The organism is Nocardia sp. CS682, assembly GCF_004634405.1.
Lineage (GTDB): Bacteria > Actinomycetota > Actinomycetes > Mycobacteriales > Mycobacteriaceae > Nocardia > Nocardia ninae.
Map to the genome: position 1 here is coordinate 4,849,770 of NZ_CP029710.1, position 16,943 is coordinate 4,866,712.

Consider the following 16,943-nt stretch of genomic DNA (forward strand, 5'->3'; position numbering starts at 1 on the left):
CTGCTTCCGCGCTACCTACCCAACGGGGAGTCGGTCAAGAACAGGTCGGTGGTGAGCGGGCCGTCGCCGGGGATCACGCGGTATTTCTCCAGATCCGTGATGCCGTGCGCGGCAAGGACATCGTCATCGATGAAGAAGTTGCCGGAGGTCGACTTGGCCGGCGAGGTGAGCACCAGGTAGGCGGCGTCGGCGTAGATGTCGGGGGTGCGCGAGGTGGCGATCATCTCCTCGCCGCCGAGTAGATTCTTCACTGCGGCGGTGGCGATGGTGGTGCGCGGCCACAGCGAGTTCACGCCGATCCCGTCGCCCTTCAGCTCCTCCGCCAAACCCAGTGTGGTGAGCGACATTCCGTACTTGGCGATGGTGTAACCCAGCGCCATACCCGCCCACCTCGGGTCGAGATTGAGCGGCGGGGACAGGGTGAGGATGTGCGGATTGCGGTCGGCCGCGGCCGAGGCGCGCAGATGCGGGATGCTCAGCTTGGACAGCAGGAAGCTGCCCCGGGTGTTGATGTCCTGCATCAGGTCGTATTTCTTCATCGGCAGCGCGTCGGTGGGCGACAGATCGATGGCCGAGGCGTTGTTCACCACGATGTCGATGCCGCCGAACCGCTCGACCGTCTGCCGCACGGCCTCGGCCACCGAGTCATCGATGCGCACATCGCCGACGAACGCCAGCACCTGAGCGCCGGCCGCCTCGAGTTCGGCCGCTGCGGTATGGATAGTGCCGGGGAGCTTCGGGTGCGGCAGATCGGTCTTGGCGATCAGGGTGATGTTCGCGCCGTCGGCCGCTGCCCGCTTGGCGATCTCCAGACCGATGCCGCGGCTGCCGCCCGACATGATCAGCGTTCTACCCGCGAGCGGCTTGGATCCCGGTTCCGTCATTGACCTGCTCCTGTCGTCAGCGCCGCAGGGGAGACCCCGCAGCCGTCCACCGTGTGCACACTAAGCGTAAACCCTCGTCATATGCAACCAGTTGCATAGCATGCTGAGCGGGTCGACCGGTGCCCCGCCGGGCGGCGGTGTACCGGGGTGGGGTGCTGATCGCCGACTGCACCACTCACCCCGGCGGCCTGCTAGCGGCGGGAACCTCGCTCCCGATAACCCTGCCGCTGCTGTTTGATGACGCTTCGCCATTGGCGGTCGCGTTCGGCCTGCAGGCGTTTGTCGGTGCGCGCCGCCATCCAGGCGTTCTCCTTGGCCAGCTTGCGGTAGCTGTCGAAGCGCCGCTGGGGGAGCTCGCCGTTGTCGATGGCTTCGAGCACGGCACAGCCGGGTTCGCCGTTGTGCGCGCAGTCGCCGAATCGGCATCGGGCGGCGAGGGATTCGATGTCGCTGAAGGTCTTCTCGAGGCCTTCGGCGGCATCCCACAGCCCGATCCCGCGCAGCCCCGGGGTATCGATCAGCGTGCCGCCGTTGGGCAGCGGCCGCAGTTCCCGATGCACCGTCGTGTGTCTGCCCTTCTTGTCCGCGGCGCGAACGGCGTTGGTAGCGAACACTTCCTGCCCGAGCAGGGCATTGGCGAGGGTGGATTTCCCCGCGCCGGAAGGTCCGATCAGCGCGACCGTGCCGTCGAGCATGGCGGCGAGCACATCCAGGCCGGCACCGCTGTTCGCGCTCACCGCGGCCACTGCGGCACCGGGTGCGACCGCCCGCACGTCGTCGAGCGGAATATCTGCTGCGGCATCGGCTTTGGTGAGCACCACGATGGGCTGGGCGTTGCTATCCCAGGCCAGCGCGAGCATCCGCTCGATTCGCCCGAGGTCGACGTCCCCGTCGGCGGCGGTGCAGATCAGCACCGTGTCGACATTGGTGGCGAGCACCTGTCCTTGCGAGCGTCCGGATACCGACGATCGCATGATCGCCGACCGTCGTGGCAGCAGCTGCCGCACAACTGATTCGGCGTCGATCGTCACCCAGTCACCGGTGCAGAGCCCGCTGACCTCGGCATCGGCGCGCGGACACTTGGCCCGCGCCGGCCCGGTGGGTGTGGCGACATCACATTCGCTGCGGTCCATCCGGATCACCCGGGCGGGCACACAGCCTTCCTCGATCAGCGAGGCGTATTCATCGGCTACGGCTTCGGTCCAGCCGTAAGGGACAAGGAGGTCGTTCTCGACCATGATGGAAGGAATCTTTCGTTGGGCACCGAGCCCAACGCGGACTCAGTGACTGAAGAATGAGGGGGCGTTTCGTGTGGCGGCGTGCGCAGGCACAGCTCGTCCGAACACGACAATCCGCAGGCTCCTAGCCACGGTCCACACCTCCTCGCCTCACTCGCAGTTGCCCAACATTGACATGGCTCGACACCCCACGCAACTCATTTATTGCCGGGGCGCGACTACCCGCGTGCGCAGCCTGCACGACCGCCTGACGGCGGTGCGCAGGTTCAGGGACGCTCGTCGGGTTTGCCGAACTGCTCGTGGCGGCCCAGCGAGCGCAGCTGGAACCATTCGCGCAGGCCGGCCGGGTCGCGGCGGGTGACCAGGAAGAACCAGGAGAAGCGAATCCATTCCTGCGGCAGCAGCTTCCGCATGCCGGGCTGCGACATCAGGTAGCCCCGGTTCCGATAGGTGAAATAACGCTTCACCGGGTCGTCGGGGTACTGGGTGTGCATCCGGCCGCCGAGGATCGGCTTGAACTCGGCGGCACCGTTGGGATGCAGGTACGCAGTCTGCAGACAGGTGCCGAAGGGCAGCCCGGAGCGGACCAGCCTGCGGTGCACCTCGACCTCGTCGCCACGCACGAACAGGCGCAGATCGGGCACGCCGATCACGTCGACGGCCTTGGCGGAGATCAGGGCGCCGTTGAACAGTGAGGCGATGCCGGGCAAAAAGTCCTCGTCGCCGAGTTCGGAACGCAGCCGCCGCCACACCACGCCGCGGCGCAGCGGGAAGGCGAGCTGGTCGGGCTCGTCGATGTCGCAAACCACCGGCGACACCTCGACCAGGCCGTGCCGTTGCGCGCAATCCAGCAGGATGGCAAGGACTTCCGGGCCTTCGGGCCGTCCGTCGTCGTCGGCCAGCCAGACCCAGTCCGCGCCGAGGCTCAGCGCGTGCAGCATGCCGAGCGCGAAACCGCCCGCGCCGCCGAGGTTGTGTGCCGAACCGAGGTAGGTGGTCTCGATCGGCTGGTCCCGGACCAGGTCCGCGACCTCGGGCTCGTTGGCATTGTCGACCACGATCAGGTGGTCGACCGGGCGTGACTGGGAGGCAATCACTTTGAGCGACTCGGCGAGCAGTTCGCGACGCTTGTGCGTGACCACGATCGCCACGATCCGCGCATCGGGGCCGGTGCCGACGGCCGCGCCGACGGCGCCGCTCGCACTCACCGGCGCTGTGGTGGCGTCGACCGGAGCAGATGCCCCTTTCTCGATCGGGGTGTCCTGCCCGGTCGGCTCACTCATGCCTGGTTCCGCTCCAGTTCTCGTTCGGTGTCCATGGTCTTTTCGGCTTCCAATTCGCGCAGCACGGTCGCGACGTGGTTTCCCGCGTCCGGACCCTCGTAGGCTCGCACCACTTCTTCGATACCGCCACGCAGGCGGATCTGTCCGTGATCGATCCACAACGCGGAATCGCAGAGTTGCGCGAGAAATTCGTTGGAATGGCTGGCGAATACCAGGATGCCCGATCGGGCCACCAATTTCTGCAGACGCAGCCGGGCTTTCTTCATGAATTCGGCGTCCACCGCGCCGATGCCCTCGTCCAGCAGCAGGATCTCCGGGTCGATCGAGGTCACCACGCCCATGGCCAGGCGAACCCGCATACCGGTGGAGTAGGTGCGCAGCGGCATGGACAGGTATTCGCCGAGCTCGGTGAAATCGGCGATCTCATCGATCTTGGCCAGCATCGACTTTCGCGTCTGCCCGAGGAAGAGCCCGCGGATGATGATGTTCTCGTAGCCGGAGATCTCCGGATCCATGCCGACGCCGAGGTCGAACACCGGCGCCACTCGGCCGCGGATGCGCGCACTGCCGCGCGACGGTTCGTAGATGCCCGAAAGCAGCCGCAGCAGCGTGGATTTACCCGCGCCGTTGTGCCCGACCAGGCCGACCTTGTCGCCTTCCTTCAGCGACAGGGTGATGTCGCGCAACGCCTCGACCACCACCACGTCGGATTGGTTGCGGCCGATCGCGCCGCCCGCCTTGCCGAGGAACGCCTTCTTCAGCGACCGCGATTTGGCGTCGAAGATCGGGAATTCGACCCAGGCCTGGCGGGTTTCGATACTCACATGGTCGGTCATCGATGCCCTCCTAAACCCAGTACGGCACGCGCGAGCGGAACTGCTTCATCGCGTAGATGGCGACGAGCCAGCCGACCACGGTGATGGCGCCGACGATGCCCCAGTGATACAGATGCTGATCGTCGCCGAGCAACGGCGCGCGGATGATCTCCAAGTAGTGGAACGTCGGGACCAGCTCGGCCAATTTCGCGCGCTCGCTGACCTGACCGCCCTGCGCCTCGAGGCTCTTGGTATTCCACATCACCGGCGTCAGCACGAACAGCATCAGCGTGAGGCTGCCGAGGATCGGCGCGATATCGCGGTAGCGGGTGCTGAAGATGCCGAACACGATCGACACCCACATCGCGTTCAGGAACAGCAGCCCGAGCGCGGGAATAGCGAACAGCGCGGTCCAGTGCAGTTTCTCCCACACACCGAACGCGACGAGCACCACGAGATAGATCAGCATGTTGTGCGCGAAGAACAGCAACTGCCGCCAGACCAGCCGGTAGACATGCACGCTCAACGCCGAGGGCAGCTGTTTGATCAGTCCCTCGTTGGCGATGAAGACATCGGAGCCCTCGAGGATGCTCGCGTTGATCACATTCCAGACGATGATGCCCACCGCCACGTAGGGCAGGTAGTCCTTGATCGGCTGATTGAGCAGCGCCGCGTACAGCAGGCCGATCGCGGCCGCCTGGACACCGGTCGCGATGGTGATCCAGAACGGGCCGAGCACCGAGCGCCGGTACCGCTGCTTGATGTCCTGCCAGCCGAGCGACAACCACAGTTCCCGCTGGCCGAAACCGACGCGGAAATCCTTGAACGCCCGCTGCAGGGTCTGCGAATCCGAGGCGATCGGCTCGGTGTCCACCGGCTCGGCGACCTCGGTCGTCTGTCCGGGCGCGGCCGGGGTCTCCGCGGGACTCACCGGATCCTCTTCCGCCGCGCCGTCATCGGAGCGCACCATGCGGTCGCCGGAGGAATCCTCCTCCGAACGCACGGAGTCATCTGAACGCACTTGGCTGTCATCTGAACGCACTGAGCTCTCTTCAGGACGCCCCGGACTCTGTTCCGAGTCGGGGCGAGCGGCAGCGGCGGGCACGGTGCTCGACACTACCCTTGGACATTCCTACCGACCCGCGTGGCACACGCGGGTCAGCGCCTCACAGATACTGCCCGGAACCGCCGGTCACGTGATTGGCCGGGCCGCCGCGGGGGTCGCTCGCGTGGATGCCGGGCGGTAGCGCGCCCTGGCGCATTTGCTCGAGTTGCGCCCGTGCGGCCATCTGCTGCGCGAACAGCGCGGTCTGGATGCCGTGGAACAGGCCCTCCAGCCAGCCGACCAGCTGGGCCTGCGCGATCCGCAGTTCGGCGTCGGACGGAATGGCGTCGTCGGTGAACGGCAGCGTGAGCCGCTCGAGTTCGTCGCGCAGTTCCGGGGCCAGGCCCTGTTCCAGTTCGCGCACCGACGACTTGTGGATCTCCTTCAGCCTGCTGCGGCTGGCGTCGTCGAGCGGAGCCGCGCGCACCTCTTCCAGCAGCTGCTTGATCATGGTGCCGATGCGCATGACCTTCGCGGGCTGCTCGACCATGTCGGCGAGCGATTCGCCGGTATCGTCCCGGTCGTCCGACTTGCCCTTCTTATCCTCGTCGGTCACCACCTGCGCGGTGAAGGGCGCGTCGTCCGCGGCCTCCGCTGGGATGATCAACGGGCGGCCGTCGGGCCCGACTACGACGATGTGGTCCGGGGCCTCATCCGATTGCGTCATGGTCCCTATCATGTCGCGTCGCTCCCGAACGCGCTAAGCCGGTGTTCACGCCGCCTGCGGATAACCGGCTGCGACCAGGTTGCCCGGTCCTCGTCATAGGCGCGGGGCGGCGTTCTATTCTGTTCGGGTCGTGTGGTTCGGATTTGCTGAAAGTCGGTCGCCATGCTGAGTCCCAGGTCGCTGTGCCCCCGCTGTGAAGCGGAGGGGAACACGGTTACACAGGCTCGCCCGCTGCCCTTAGAGTGGCCAACATGACTTACGACGTCGCGAGGGTTCGGGGCCTGATACCGTCCCTCGGCGACGGCTGGATCCATCTCGACCCGCAGGCGGGCATGCTGGTGCCCGATGCGGTATCTCGCGCCGTCTCAACAGGATTCCGAACTTCTTCTTTTTCGCATATCGGTCGCAATGGTGCGGCGGTGCGTAGCGCCGCCATTCTGGACGCGGCCCGCGAGGCGGTGGCGGATCTGGTGGGCGGCGATCCGGCGGGCGTTGTGCTCGGCCCGGATCGGGCCGTGCTGCTCGCCTGGTTGGCCGAGTCCTTGAGCTCGCGGCTCGGGCTCGGCACCGGCATCGTGTTGTCCCGGCTGGACGACGAGGCGAACGTCGCGCCGTGGTTGCGCATCGCCAATCGCTACGGCGCGCACGTGCGCTGGGCCGAGGTGGAGATCGAGACCTGCGAGATGCCGTCCTGGCAGTTCGAGGAGTTGATCGGGCCCACCGCACGCTTGGTCGCACTCACCGCCGCCTCGCCGATCGTCGGCTCCGCCCCCGCGGTCCGGGTGGCCGCGGACCGGGTGCACGAGGTGGGCGGACTGCTCGTCGCGGACGCGTTCGGCGCGGCGCCCTACGCGCTCATCGACATCGACGAACTCAATGCCGACGTGGTCGCGCTCAGCGCACCCGCCTGGGGCGGCCCGCAGATCGGCGCGCTGGTGTTCCGCGATCCGGCCTTCCTGGACCGAATCCCGTCGATGTCGTTGAACCCCTACGCGAAGGGCGCCGAGCGGCTCGAGGTCGGCGGCCACCAATACGCCCTGCTCGCCGGGCTGACCACCTCGATCGACTTCCTGGCCGGCCTCGACGAGCGGGCCCGCGGCAGTCGCCGCCAGCGCCTGGAAATGTCGATCACCTCGCTGCAGGACTACCACGATCAGCTGTTCGAGCACCTGATGGATGTGCTGGACAAGATCCCGAACCTGACCGTGATCGGCCGGGCCTCCACCCGAATCCCCACCGTCAGTTTCACTCTCGCGGGCATGCAGGCCGAGAAGGTCGCCGCCAAGCTCGCCGACAACCGCATCGGCACCCTCAGCGGCGTGCACGGCGGCAGTCGGCTGCTCGACGCCCTCGGCGTGAACGACGAAGGCGGCGCGGTCACCATCGGCCTGGCGCCCTACACCACCAAGTTCGAGATCGACCAGCTCGGCCGCGCGCTCGCCGCGATGGAGTAGTCGAGCCACGTCCTTCCCGCGGGGTGGTAACTCTCCCTTGGGTTTACCAGCTCAGAGCTCCTGTACTTGCAGCACAACCTTGCCGAAGGCATCGCCGGATTCCAGCAGCCGATGCGCCTCGCCCGCTTCATTGATCGGCAATTCCGCGTGGATCACCGGCGCCACGGTGCCGTCGGCGACCAACGGCCACAGCTGCCTGCGCACCTCGGCGATGATCTCAGCCTTGCTGCCGTGGCCGGTGGCCGGCCGGTTGCGCACATTGGTGGCGTGCACCGTGCCCCATTTCCGCAGCAGCGCACCGAGATTCAGCTCGCCGCCGACCCCGCCCTGCATGCCGATCACCACCAGGTGCCCGAAATTCGCCAGGGCCTCGACATTGCGGGCCAGATAGGCCGCGCCCATGTTGTCCAGGATGACGTCGGCGCCCGCACCGTCGGCCCGCACCGCGGCGACGAAATCGTCGTCCCGGTAATTGATCAGCACGCTCGCGCCGAGTTCCTTGCACCGCTGCAGCTTGTCGGCCGAGCCCGCGGTGACCGCGACCCGCGCGCCGAGGCTGCGCGCCACCTGGATGGCGTGCGTGCCGATCCCGCTGCCGCCACCGTGGATCAACACCAGCTGACCCGCTTGCAGTCCGGCCGTCATGACCAGGTTCGACCACACCGTCGCCGCCACCTCGGGCAGCCCGGCCGCCGCGCCGAGATCCAGTCCGTCGGGCACCGGCAGCAGTTGGGCGGCCGGGGCGACCACCTTTTCGGCGTACCCGCCGCCGGACAGCAGCGCGCACACCCGATCGCCGACCTGCCAGTCGTGCACGCCGTCACCGAGCTCGGCGATGACGCCGGAGCATTCGAGACCGAGCACCTCGCTGGCACCCGGCGGTGGCGGGTAATGCCCCTGGCGCTGCATCAGGTCGGCGCGGTTCACCCCTGCTGCCGCCACTTGGATCAGCACCTCACCGTGGCCAGGTACCGGATCTGCCGCCTCGGCCCACGTCATTACCTCGGGGCCGCCGAATCCGTTCAGCTCGATAGCACGCACGGGTTCCATAGTGCCCCCGTCTGTACCGTCCCGAACGGCGGGCCCCTTGCGAGCGGTCGGCTCAGGCGCAGCCACCAGCGCATTCTCGCGGTTTCGCGAACCCCGCCGAGCTGCAGAGATCACTGAGCGAGACTGTCCACTGAGCGATACATCTTTCCCCACAGGGAATTTCCGCAGTTGAGGGCGGCATAGAATGAGCACCGTGCATCCAGAACCGAGTAGTCCCGTGGCCGAACCGAGGTGGCTCACCCCGGCGCAGCAACGGGCCTGGCGGGCCTATATGGATGGCCACCAGCGGCTGATGACCGCGCTGAATCGCCAGTTGCAGCGCGACAGCGACCTCAGCGTCGCCGAATACCGCATCCTGGTCCTGCTGTCGGAAGCGCCGGGCCGCGCCTTACGGATGAGCGAACTCGCCGACGGCGTGCTCTCCTCGCGCAGCCGCCTCACCCACCAGATCCGGCGCCTGGAAGGCGAGCGCATGGTGCGCCGCAACACCTGCCTCGAAGATGGCCGCGGCGTCCTCGCCGAGCTCACCGACGAGGGCATGCGCCGCCTCGAAGCCGCCGCTCCCGGCCACGTCGAAGCCGTCCGCCGCGACTTCGTCGACCTGCTCACCCCGCACCAGCTAGAGGTCATCGGCGAGGTCTTCGCCCGCATCGATCAGGAAATCGGAACGCGCCCCCTCTGACCCGTCCGCTACCATCGTGGTCCTGGAGACGTGGCAGAGCGGCCGAATGCACTCGCCTTGAAAGCGAGCGTCGAGAGATCGACCGGGGGTTCAAATCCCTCCGTCTCCGCAACAGACCTTGACCTGAACCAGCAGGTCAAGGTCGTGTGCGGTTATTTGCTGGTGTTGATCAGGTCGCCGATGAGGGTCCAGTGGTCACCTTCGAACCGCTGGATCCGCATGGCTTCGAGCGGGAACGCGTCGCCGGGGCCGGTCTTGACGGTGATACCGGGCAGCAGCAGGCCGATGTCGATGTTGTCGAGGGCCCGCATGGCGTCGCGGAGTCCTTCGCGGGTGGGGCATTTCGCCGCTTCCATGGTCTTGTGGAAGGTCTGCGCCATCGCCCAGCCGACGGCCGTGTACTGGTTGGTGGGGTCGGCGTCGCGGGTGTACTGGGCCACTTTGTCCCGGTAGGTGCGCATGCCTGCGTCGGTGTCCCACTGCGCGTCGGCGGGGTCCTTCATGAACGCCACCGACACCACGTTCTGCACGTTCTGGAAGCCGACCTGCTTGAGCATGGTGACGCTGTTGGCTACCTGCGCGAGGATGTGCAGCGGATTCCAGTCGGTGTTGCGTGCGTCGGCGGCCAAGGCCTGTGAAGCGAACTTCGGTGTCGAGAAGTTCAGCAGCACATCGGCTTTCGAGTTGGCCAGATTGCGCAGCTGCGGTTCCACGGTCGGGTCGGTGACCTCGTAGCTCTGCTCACCGACGATCTTGATGCCGCTGCCCGCGACGGCTTCGGTGAAGCTGGTCAGCAGGTCCTTGCCGAAGTCGTCGTTCTGATAGAGCACCGCGACGGTCGCATTCGGCCGCTGTTCGCGGACGTAGCGCGCGAACGCCTGCCCCTCGGCCCGATAGCTGGGTTGCCAGCCGATGGTCCAGGGGTGTTCGGTGTCGCTGCCCCATTTGGTCGCACCGCCCGCGATGAACGCCTGCGGCACCTTCCGCTGATTGAGGTAGTCCCACACCGCCGCCGAGGTCGCCGTGCCCAGGGTGGAGAAGACGGCGAACACCTGATCCTGTTCGACGAGCCGCCGGGTTTCCTCCACCGTTTTCGGTGGCTGGTAACCGTCGTCACGGATCAGGAACTCGACCTTGCGCCCATCCACCCCGCCTTGCTCGGCATTGACGTAGTCGAAGTACGCGCGCACGCCCTTGGGCAGTTCGCCGTAGGCGGAGGCGGGCCCGGACAGCGGGTAGACGCCGCCGAGTTTGATGCTCGTCTCGGTGATGCCGGTGGTCTGCTGCCCCTTGCAGTCGCCCTGTCCCACGGTGCCGCCGTCTTCGCCGCGGCCTCCGCAGGCGGTCGCCGTGAGCAGCACGGCCACCGCCGCTCCCACGGCTCGGATCGCCTTAGTGCGCATGGGTTTTCCCTTTCCGAAGGAGGTTTTCGATCCAGCGCGCCGCCCGGCCGATGAGCCCGGCCAATCCGTTCGGCGCGAGGTACATGACCGCGATGATCAGCAGTCCGAAGATGACGCCCGGCGCGGCCTGGTTGATGTCCTGGGCGAAGCTCGGCACGTACAGCACGAACAACCCGCCGAGCAGCGGTCCCCACTGGGCGCCGAGCCCGCCGACGACCAGTCCGGCCAGCAGCGTGATCGACAGCCCGACGGCGAACGAGTCGGGGGAGACGAAGGCGATCACCCAGGTGTAGACACAGCCCGCGACGCCGGCGAGCATCGCGCTCCAGGCGAAGGCGAGCGTCTTGTAGAACGCCGTGCGCACGCCGAGCATCTCCGCGGCGATCTCGTTGTCCCGGATGGCGTGTAGTGCGCGGCCGACCCGAGATCTGAGCAGTCCCGCGACGAGCAGGAAGCACAGCCCGGTGGTGACCAAGGCCAGGAAGTACAGCCACTGGTCCTCGGCCAGCCCGGTCCATTGCGGTGGCACGGGTTTGGTCAGGGTCAGCCCCATCGACCCGCCGGTCAGTGTTTCGAATCGCTTGAGCAGCGGTACCAGGAAGATCGCGATGGACAGCGTGACCAAGGCCAGATAGAGCCCGCGCAGCCGCAGCGCGGGCACGCCGAGCGCGAAGCCGAGCACGAACGCCACCAGCGCAGCCACCGGCAGCGTCGCGAGATACGGTGTGTCCCAACGGTTCATCAGTACCGCGGTGGTGTAGGCGCCGATGGCGAAGAACGCGCCGTGTCCGAGCGAGATCTGACCGGTATGTCCCACCAGCAGGTTGAGTCCCACCAGGGCGATCGCGTAGATCATCGCCATCGCGAGCTGGAAGGTGCGAAACGGCACCAACTGGAACGGCGCATAGCAGGCGAAGACGATCACCGCGGCAAGCGCGAGCCATCGCCAGTGTTGCGCCGCTAGTCCGCGCAGCGATGTGTTCCGTTGTGGCACAGTCTGTTGCGGAGCAGGTTCGGCGGTCACCGTCTCGGTGACCGGCTTGGTGGTGTCGCTCATACCCGCTCCACCACCGCCCGGCCGAACAGGCCTTGCGGCCGGACCAGTAGCACGCCGAGGATGATCACCAGTGGCACACCGATCTTGAGTTCGGTCCCGATCACGTCGACGTATGCGCCGGTGAGGGTTTCGGCGATGCCGACGATCAAACCGCCTGCCACCGCGCCGCCCGGACTGTCGAAACCGCCGAGGGTCGCCGCCGCGAAGGCGTAGATGAGAACCCCGCCCATCATGGTGGGTTCGAGGAAGAGCATCGGGGCGGACAGCACACCCGACACCGCGCCGACCAGTGCGGCCAGCCCCCAGCCGAGCGACAGGACGGTGCCGACGCGGATCCCGACGAGCCTGGCGGACTGCGGATTACACGCGACCGCCCGCATCGCCAACCCGATCTTGGTGTAGCGGAAAAGAAGATAGAGCAGTGCCATCACGACGCCGACCACCGCGAGCACACCGAGGTTCCCGTATCCCGCGGTCACACCGCCGGCTCGTATTGCGCCTTCCGGGAACGGATTCGGGAACGACTTGACCTGAAAAGACCAGATCCAGCCCGCTGCGGCGTTGATGAAGAAGAACAACCCCACCGTCACGATGACCAGCGTCAATTCCGGGGCACCCTCGACCGGCCGGATGATCACCCGTTCGATGAGCATGCCGCCGATGAACGAGACGATCAGTGTCGCGATGAGCGACAACCAAAAGGGAAAGCCGTGCTGCATGAACTGCCACGCGAGAAAGGCCGAGAACATGGCCAGCTCACCCTGGGCGAAATTCACGATCCCGGTGAACCGGTAGATCAGCACCAGGGCCAGCGCCAGCCCGGCGTACAACGCACCGGAACTGATGCCTTCGAAGACTTGCTGTAGAAATCCGGCCACGATCACACCCGATATCCGAGGTACGACCTGGCGACCTGCTCGTCGGCCTTGATCTCGGCGGCGTTGCCGGACAACACGATTCGGCCGGTCTCGAGCACATGCGCCTGATGCGCGTTCTCCAGTGCCAGATGAGCGTTCTGCTCGACAACGATCACCGTGGTCTTTTCCTCTTCGTTGATGGTGTGCACGATGCGAAAGAGCTCCTGGGTGACCAGCGGCGAAAGCCCGAGCGACGGCTCGTCCAGCAGCAACAGCCGGGGCGCCAGCATGAGCGCCCGGCCGATGGCCAGCATCTGTTGCTGGCCGCCGGACAGGCCGCCGGCCGGCTTGCGCAGGTTGTCCGCGAGCACCGGGAAGTAACCGAACACCCGCTGTAGGTCCGTCTCGACGCGATCGCGATCGCGACGTGGATACGCACCGAGCCGCAGGTTCTCCTCGACGGTCAGCGGCATGAAGGTGCCGCGGCCCTCCGGCACGTGGGCGACGCCGAGGCGGGCCATCGCCTCCGGTGCGCGTCCGGTGACCTCGGCCCCGTCGAGCCGGACCGCGCCGCGCGGCCGGATCATGCCGCAGATGGCGCGCAGCAAGGTCGATTTTCCCGCACCGTTGGCGCCGAGGATCGCGCAGACCTCGCCGCGGCGGACCGTGAAACTCACCCCGTGCAAGATCTGGGCGCCGCCGTATCCGGCCCGCAGCTCGGTGACGGACAGGAAGGGTTCCTCGGTCATGCCGCCGTCCCCAGGTACGCCGCGATGACGGCCGGATCACGTTGTACCGCGTCGGGATCGCCCTCGGCGATCAGCCGCCCGAAGTCGAGGCAGACCACCCGATCGCAGGTGCCCATGACGAACCCCATGTGATGCTCGACGACTATCACCGTCAGATCCGACTCGTCCCGCAGCGCCCGCAGGCGATCGGCGAATTCGCCGACCTCACTGTGGTTGAGCCCGTTGACCGGCTCGTCCAGCAGCAGCAACCGCGGCTGGACGGCCAGCGCCCGGGCCAGCTCGATCCGTTTGAGCGTACCGAACGGCAGCCCGGCAGCCGGATGATCGGCCACGTCGGCCAACTCCAAACGGTCGAGCAGCGTGTCGATCTCGATGCGTAAGGCGCGTTCCTCGCGCCGCACCCGCGGTAACCGCAATGCCGCGCTGGTGAATCCGGCACCGGCCCGGTGGTGTGCGCCAACCAGGACGTTGTCGCGCACCGACATCCGAGGGAACAGCCCGAGATTCTGAAAGGTTCTGGCGATCCCGAGCGCGGCGAGCGCATCCGGTCGCACGGTCAGCAGATCGGTGTCCAGATAGCGCACAGCACCCGAATCCGGCAGGTGGCGGCGGGTCAGGCAGTTGAACAGCGTGGTCTTTCCCGCGCCGTTGGGTCCGATCAGGCCGACCATCTGTCCCGGCTCCACCCGGAATCCGACCTCGTGCAGTGCGGTGATGCCGCCGAAGCGGACGGTCAGGTCGGATATTTCCAGCATTCGGCCTCCCAGCCCACGTTTGAGACGTGGGAAAAAATCCCTGCGCGGCAACGACTTCCGCTGCTCGCCAGGAGTGCAGATGGTCAGCGTAAGTGCGCTGGTCAGCGGGCACATCGGCCGTGGAGGCCAAAGCCGTCCCGCGATGTTGTCCTCGCCGGACATGGACGGCCCGGCTCTAGTCGTGTTGACACCCCCGATACAGCGATGGAGTATCCGCATATGTCAGCTGGGTCACATTCGGACAGCACGGTGTATCCGGACGAAGTGCAGGCCGAGCGCATTCGAATAATCGGCAACGCCTATGCCCACGCGGAGGAGATCGCCGACGCCGGACTCTCGGCGATCCTCGCCCAGATTCCCAGCTACGCGGCGCGCGACAGCACCTTCCACGCCGATGTGCATGATCAACTGACCAGGCTGTGCCGGTCCGGGCTCAGCGCGTTCCTGGAGCACCGCAAGGTGACCGTCGAGGAACTCGCCTACACCCGCCGTGCCGCGGTGCGCCGAGCCAGGGCCGGGCTCACCCTGGTCGACTACATCACCGCCTTCCGGCTCGGCCAGCAGGCGACGTGGAAGTCGCTGCTGGCCTTCGCCGGTGAATCCGAGGCCGGGCGGCAAGCCGCGCTGTCGATGGTCGCCCCGCTGGCTCGCTACAACGATCTGGTCAGCACCGAGGCCGCCAACGCCTACCTCGAGTTCCAGCAGGCGTGCTCGGCCGACTTCTGTCGCGAAGGACAGGACCTGCTGGAACGGCTGCTCGCCGGCGCACTGCCCGAGCGTGGACCGCTGCTCGCCAAGGCAAGCGCACACGGCATCGGCGCGGAGAGCACCGCCGCTATGGTGGTCGTCACCGCTACCGTGCTCGACAGTCAGCTGCGCGAGGCGCAGGACGGAACCGACACCGAGGCAAGACAACTCGCCGCCGCGGCGATGGCAGGCGTCGGCGTCAACGGCCTGCGCACCCTCGCGGCGGTGCGCGGCACCGAGATCATCGCCGTACCCGCGCTGAACCGCAGCGCGAGCACGGGCGAACTCTGCGAGCGACTACAGGCGATGCAGCGCAAGCTGAGCGCGGCAGGCATCACCCTCGCCGTCGGCGTCAGCACCGTCGTCGCCGGCATCGCGCAGCTGCCGAAGGCGTATCAGCAGAGCCGCAACGCCCTCGGTCTGCTGCTCGAGGCGGGCGGCGTGCTGGCGCTGCCGCACATCACCCCGTTCCGCTACCTCATGCTGCGCGCCGACGACACCGCCCGCCATCTCATCGACCCCGGCATCGCGGCCGTGCTGTCCGACGACCGAACCCGCGGCGGCGTGCTCGCCGACACCATCCGCGCCTTCGCCGCCGCCGACATGAACCTGCGCGAAGCCGCCGACACCCTGCGCATCCACCACAACACCGCCAAATACCGCCTGCGCCGCATCCAAGACCTCACCGGCCGCAGTGTCCGCAGCGTCAACGACCTGATCGAGTTGCTGGTGGCGATCGAGCTACAGCAGCCCGCGGCGCCGGTCGGCTCCTGAGTGGTTGACCGACACCACGTTTGGTGTCCAGGGCAGGGGCGATAGGTACCGGCCCTGCCGATCGCCGCCCAGAACGCGTGTTTGTCGCCCGCGACGCCGGGTAACCGGCCGTCGACTGGGAGGTGCCAAATGACAGAAGCGCGGAGCGGGCCACCGGCGGAGACTCGGTCGGTCGGCGAACTGGTCAACGACGCTACCGAGCAGATCAGCAGGCTGATTCGGGACGAGCTGCAGCTGGCCAGGCTAGAGGTACAGAAAAAGGGCAAGCTCATCGGCCGCGGTGCCGGGCTTGCCGGAGTCGGCGCCCTCTTGGCTCTCTACGGCGGAGCGGCCTTGATCGCCGCGGCGATATTCGCCTTGGCGATACCGCTACCCGCGTGGGCCGCGGCGCTGATCGTCGGTGGAGTGCTGGTGGTCGTCGGTGCCGTACTCGCCCTCCTCGGCAAGAAGGACGTCCAGGAGGCGGTCCCGCCGGTGCCGCATGAAGCGGCCGCGGGCGTCAAACGCGACATCGAAACCATCAAGGACGGGAGACACCGATGAGCGACCAGGGACGCCGGGCCGCCGACGACACCACCGAGGTCGACACGCCGATCGTGAGCGGTCCGATCGACGAGGAAGCACTGCGCGCGGACCGTGACGCGACCAGAGAAGAACTCGGGCAAACGGTTTCGGAGCTGACCGACAAACTGGACGTCAAGGGTCGAGCGCAGGACAAACTGCACGACACCGCCGACACCGTGCGCGAAAAGGCAACGGAGGCAACCGAAGCCGCCGCCGAGAAGACCGCGCAGGCCAAGTCCGCGGCCAGCCGCAAGGCAGCCGAAACCAAGGAAGCGGCGGCCAAAAAGGCTGCCGCGACCAAGCAGGCCGCGAACAAAAAGGCCACGGAGGCCAAGGAAGCCACCAGCAGGAAGGCCGCCGAGGTGGAGGCGGCGACCGCCGAGAAGGCCGCGCAGGTCAAGCAGGCCGCCGAGGAGAAGGCACAGCAGGCCAAAGCGCAGGCGCGCGACCTGGTCGATAAAGCCGAAGCCGCCACCCCCGAGCCGGTGGTCGAACGCGGCAGGCAGGCCGCGGACGTGGCGCGTCGGCAACCCGCCGCCGTGGCCGGTGCCGCGGTGCTCGCGGCGCTCATCGTCTGGTGGATCCTGCGCAGGCGGCAGGCATGAAGACGCTGTACAAGCCGCTGGGCATGCTGGTCAGCGTGGTGGGCGGCCTCGCGGCCAACGCGGCGTTCACCCGGGTGTGGCGCACCGTCAGCGGTGAGGACGAAGCCCCCAGCGCCACGGCCCGGAACTACACCTGGAGCGAGATCTTGATCGCCGCCGCGCTCCAGGGCGCCATATTCGGCCTCGTCAAAGCCGCCATCGACCGGGCAGGCGCGACCGGCTACAAGTCGTTGACCGGCACCTGGCCCGAGTAA

The 16,943-nt window shown here is 67.2% G+C and carries 18 protein-coding genes and 1 tRNA gene; 7 read left to right on the top strand and 12 right to left on the bottom strand.

Going from position 1 to position 16,943, the window contains the following annotated elements; translation table 11 throughout:
• Window positions 1-11: 11 nt before the first annotated feature.
• The 6 genes from DMB37_RS21815 to DMB37_RS21840 all read right to left on the bottom strand — a co-directional run bounded on the left by DMB37_RS21815 (window position 12) and on the right by DMB37_RS21840 (window position 5,992).
• Complete coding sequence (locus tag DMB37_RS21815; RefSeq protein WP_135234296.1) at window positions 12-884, bottom strand: NAD(P)-dependent oxidoreductase; 873 nt, start codon at window positions 882-884, stop codon at window positions 12-14.
• A gap of 191 nt (window positions 885-1,075) precedes the next feature.
• Window positions 1,076-2,122, bottom strand: a complete 1,047-nt coding sequence (rsgA, locus tag DMB37_RS21820; RefSeq protein ID WP_135234297.1) for a ribosome small subunit-dependent GTPase A — start codon at window positions 2,120-2,122, stop codon at window positions 1,076-1,078.
• Window positions 2,123-2,388: 266 nt separating this feature from the next.
• Entirely contained in the window at window positions 2,389-3,405 is a 1,017-nt protein-coding gene (locus DMB37_RS21825; protein ID WP_240771609.1) for a glycosyltransferase, read from the bottom strand.
• On the bottom strand, window positions 3,402-4,241 hold the full coding sequence (locus DMB37_RS21830) for an ABC transporter ATP-binding protein (RefSeq protein WP_135234298.1): 840 nt from the start codon (window positions 4,239-4,241) through the stop codon (window positions 3,402-3,404). Before DMB37_RS21830 ends, DMB37_RS21825 begins: the two co-directional genes overlap by 4 nt.
• A gap of 10 nt (window positions 4,242-4,251) precedes the next feature.
• Window positions 4,252-5,190 (bottom strand): ABC transporter permease, encoded by a 939-nt coding sequence (locus DMB37_RS21835; protein ID WP_135237744.1) that lies wholly within the window; start codon window positions 5,188-5,190, stop codon window positions 4,252-4,254.
• Between the two features lie 196 nt (window positions 5,191-5,386).
• A complete protein-coding gene (locus DMB37_RS21840; RefSeq protein ID WP_135234299.1) occupies window positions 5,387-5,992 on the bottom strand; it encodes a bacterial proteasome activator family protein in 606 nt (201 codons plus the stop codon).
• 251 nt (window positions 5,993-6,243) lie between these two features.
• Between DMB37_RS21840 and DMB37_RS21845 the strand changes: the two genes are divergently transcribed.
• Window positions 6,244-7,446 carry a cysteine desulfurase-like protein gene (locus DMB37_RS21845; protein ID WP_107659911.1) on the top strand — a complete coding sequence of 401 codons (1,203 nt, stop codon included), beginning with the start codon at window positions 6,244-6,246 and terminating at the stop codon, window positions 7,444-7,446.
• Between the two features lie 51 nt (window positions 7,447-7,497).
• On the opposite strand, the gene DMB37_RS21850 is transcribed toward DMB37_RS21845, so the two are convergent.
• Window positions 7,498-8,487 (bottom strand): NAD(P)H-quinone oxidoreductase, encoded by a 990-nt coding sequence (locus DMB37_RS21850; RefSeq protein WP_135234300.1) that lies wholly within the window; start codon window positions 8,485-8,487, stop codon window positions 7,498-7,500.
• A 193-nt stretch (window positions 8,488-8,680) separates the two neighbouring features.
• Here DMB37_RS21850 and DMB37_RS21855 point away from each other — a divergent pair, with 193 nt between their 5' ends.
• Window positions 8,681-9,178, top strand: a complete 498-nt coding sequence (locus tag DMB37_RS21855; protein WP_135234301.1) for a MarR family winged helix-turn-helix transcriptional regulator — start codon at window positions 8,681-8,683, stop codon at window positions 9,176-9,178.
• A 24-nt stretch (window positions 9,179-9,202) separates the two neighbouring features.
• Window positions 9,203-9,287, top strand: a tRNA-Ser gene (locus DMB37_RS21860).
• Between the two features lie 43 nt (window positions 9,288-9,330).
• On the opposite strand, the gene DMB37_RS21865 is transcribed toward DMB37_RS21860, so the two are convergent.
• From DMB37_RS21865 to DMB37_RS21885, 5 genes are read right to left on the bottom strand one after another with little or no spacing between them, the layout of a single operon-like run.
• Window positions 9,331-10,581, bottom strand: coding sequence for an ABC transporter substrate-binding protein (locus DMB37_RS21865; protein ID WP_135234302.1), 1,251 nt, complete (start codon window positions 10,579-10,581; stop codon window positions 9,331-9,333).
• Complete coding sequence (locus DMB37_RS21870) at window positions 10,571-11,638, bottom strand: branched-chain amino acid ABC transporter permease (RefSeq protein ID WP_135234303.1); 1,068 nt, start codon at window positions 11,636-11,638, stop codon at window positions 10,571-10,573. The genes DMB37_RS21865 and DMB37_RS21870 overlap by 11 nt, the downstream gene beginning before the upstream one ends.
• A complete protein-coding gene (locus DMB37_RS21875; RefSeq protein ID WP_135234304.1) occupies window positions 11,635-12,516 on the bottom strand; it encodes a branched-chain amino acid ABC transporter permease in 882 nt (293 codons plus the stop codon). The genes DMB37_RS21870 and DMB37_RS21875 overlap by 4 nt, the downstream gene beginning before the upstream one ends.
• 2 nt (window positions 12,517-12,518) lie before the next feature.
• Complete coding sequence (locus DMB37_RS21880; RefSeq protein WP_135234305.1) at window positions 12,519-13,244, bottom strand: ABC transporter ATP-binding protein; 726 nt, start codon at window positions 13,242-13,244, stop codon at window positions 12,519-12,521.
• Window positions 13,241-13,999 (bottom strand): ABC transporter ATP-binding protein, encoded by a 759-nt coding sequence (locus DMB37_RS21885; protein ID WP_135234306.1) that lies wholly within the window; start codon window positions 13,997-13,999, stop codon window positions 13,241-13,243. The genes DMB37_RS21880 and DMB37_RS21885 overlap by 4 nt, the downstream gene beginning before the upstream one ends.
• 219 nt (window positions 14,000-14,218) lie before the next feature.
• Between DMB37_RS21885 and DMB37_RS21890 the strand changes: the two genes are divergently transcribed.
• The 4 genes from DMB37_RS21890 (at window position 14,219) to DMB37_RS21905 (ending at window position 16,943) form a co-directional block, all read left to right on the top strand.
• A complete protein-coding gene (locus DMB37_RS21890; RefSeq protein ID WP_135234307.1) occupies window positions 14,219-15,520 on the top strand; it encodes a CdaR family transcriptional regulator in 1,302 nt (433 codons plus the stop codon).
• Between the two features lie 129 nt (window positions 15,521-15,649).
• Window positions 15,650-16,063, top strand: coding sequence for a phage holin family protein (locus DMB37_RS21895; RefSeq protein ID WP_135234308.1), 414 nt, complete (start codon window positions 15,650-15,652; stop codon window positions 16,061-16,063).
• Window positions 16,060-16,689, top strand: coding sequence for a DUF3618 domain-containing protein (locus DMB37_RS21900; protein WP_135234309.1), 630 nt, complete (start codon window positions 16,060-16,062; stop codon window positions 16,687-16,689). Before DMB37_RS21895 ends, DMB37_RS21900 begins: the two co-directional genes overlap by 4 nt.
• Entirely contained in the window at window positions 16,686-16,943 is a 258-nt protein-coding gene (locus tag DMB37_RS21905) for a DUF4235 domain-containing protein (protein WP_135234310.1), read from the top strand. The genes DMB37_RS21900 and DMB37_RS21905 overlap by 4 nt, the downstream gene beginning before the upstream one ends.

Excerpts from the sequence above, each read along its gene's own strand:
- DMB37_RS21845 (WP_107659911.1), top strand. The coding sequence starts at position 6,244 with ATGACTTACGACGTCGCGAGGGTTCGGGGCCTGATACCGTCCCTCGGC.
- DMB37_RS21840 (WP_135234299.1), bottom strand. The coding sequence starts at position 5,992 with ATGACGCAATCGGATGAGGCCCCGGACCACATCGTCGTAGTCGGGCCC.
- DMB37_RS21880 (WP_135234305.1), bottom strand. The coding sequence starts at position 13,244 with ATGACCGAGGAACCCTTCCTGTCCGTCACCGAGCTGCGGGCCGGATAC.
- DMB37_RS21870 (WP_135234303.1), bottom strand. The coding sequence starts at position 11,638 with ATGAGCGACACCACCAAGCCGGTCACCGAGACGGTGACCGCCGAACCT.
- DMB37_RS21900 (WP_135234309.1), top strand. The coding sequence starts at position 16,060 with ATGAGCGACCAGGGACGCCGGGCCGCCGACGACACCACCGAGGTCGAC.
- DMB37_RS21815 (WP_135234296.1), bottom strand. The coding sequence starts at position 884 with ATGACGGAACCGGGATCCAAGCCGCTCGCGGGTAGAACGCTGATCATG.
- DMB37_RS21885 (WP_135234306.1), bottom strand. The coding sequence starts at position 13,999 with ATGCTGGAAATATCCGACCTGACCGTCCGCTTCGGCGGCATCACCGCA.
- DMB37_RS21825 (WP_240771609.1), bottom strand. The coding sequence starts at position 3,405 with ATGAGTGAGCCGACCGGGCAGGACACCCCGATCGAGAAAGGGGCATCT.
- DMB37_RS21890 (WP_135234307.1), top strand. The coding sequence starts at position 14,219 with ATGTCAGCTGGGTCACATTCGGACAGCACGGTGTATCCGGACGAAGTG.
- DMB37_RS21895 (WP_135234308.1), top strand. The coding sequence starts at position 15,650 with ATGACAGAAGCGCGGAGCGGGCCACCGGCGGAGACTCGGTCGGTCGGC.
- DMB37_RS21905 (WP_135234310.1), top strand. The coding sequence starts at position 16,686 with ATGAAGACGCTGTACAAGCCGCTGGGCATGCTGGTCAGCGTGGTGGGC.
- DMB37_RS21865 (WP_135234302.1), bottom strand. The coding sequence starts at position 10,581 with ATGCGCACTAAGGCGATCCGAGCCGTGGGAGCGGCGGTGGCCGTGCTG.
- DMB37_RS21830 (WP_135234298.1), bottom strand. The coding sequence starts at position 4,241 with ATGACCGACCATGTGAGTATCGAAACCCGCCAGGCCTGGGTCGAATTC.
- DMB37_RS21855 (WP_135234301.1), top strand. The coding sequence starts at position 8,681 with ATGAGCACCGTGCATCCAGAACCGAGTAGTCCCGTGGCCGAACCGAGG.
- DMB37_RS21835 (WP_135237744.1), bottom strand. The coding sequence starts at position 5,190 with ATGGTGCGCTCCGATGACGGCGCGGCGGAAGAGGATCCGGTGAGTCCC.
- rsgA (WP_135234297.1), bottom strand. The coding sequence starts at position 2,122 with ATGGTCGAGAACGACCTCCTTGTCCCTTACGGCTGGACCGAAGCCGTA.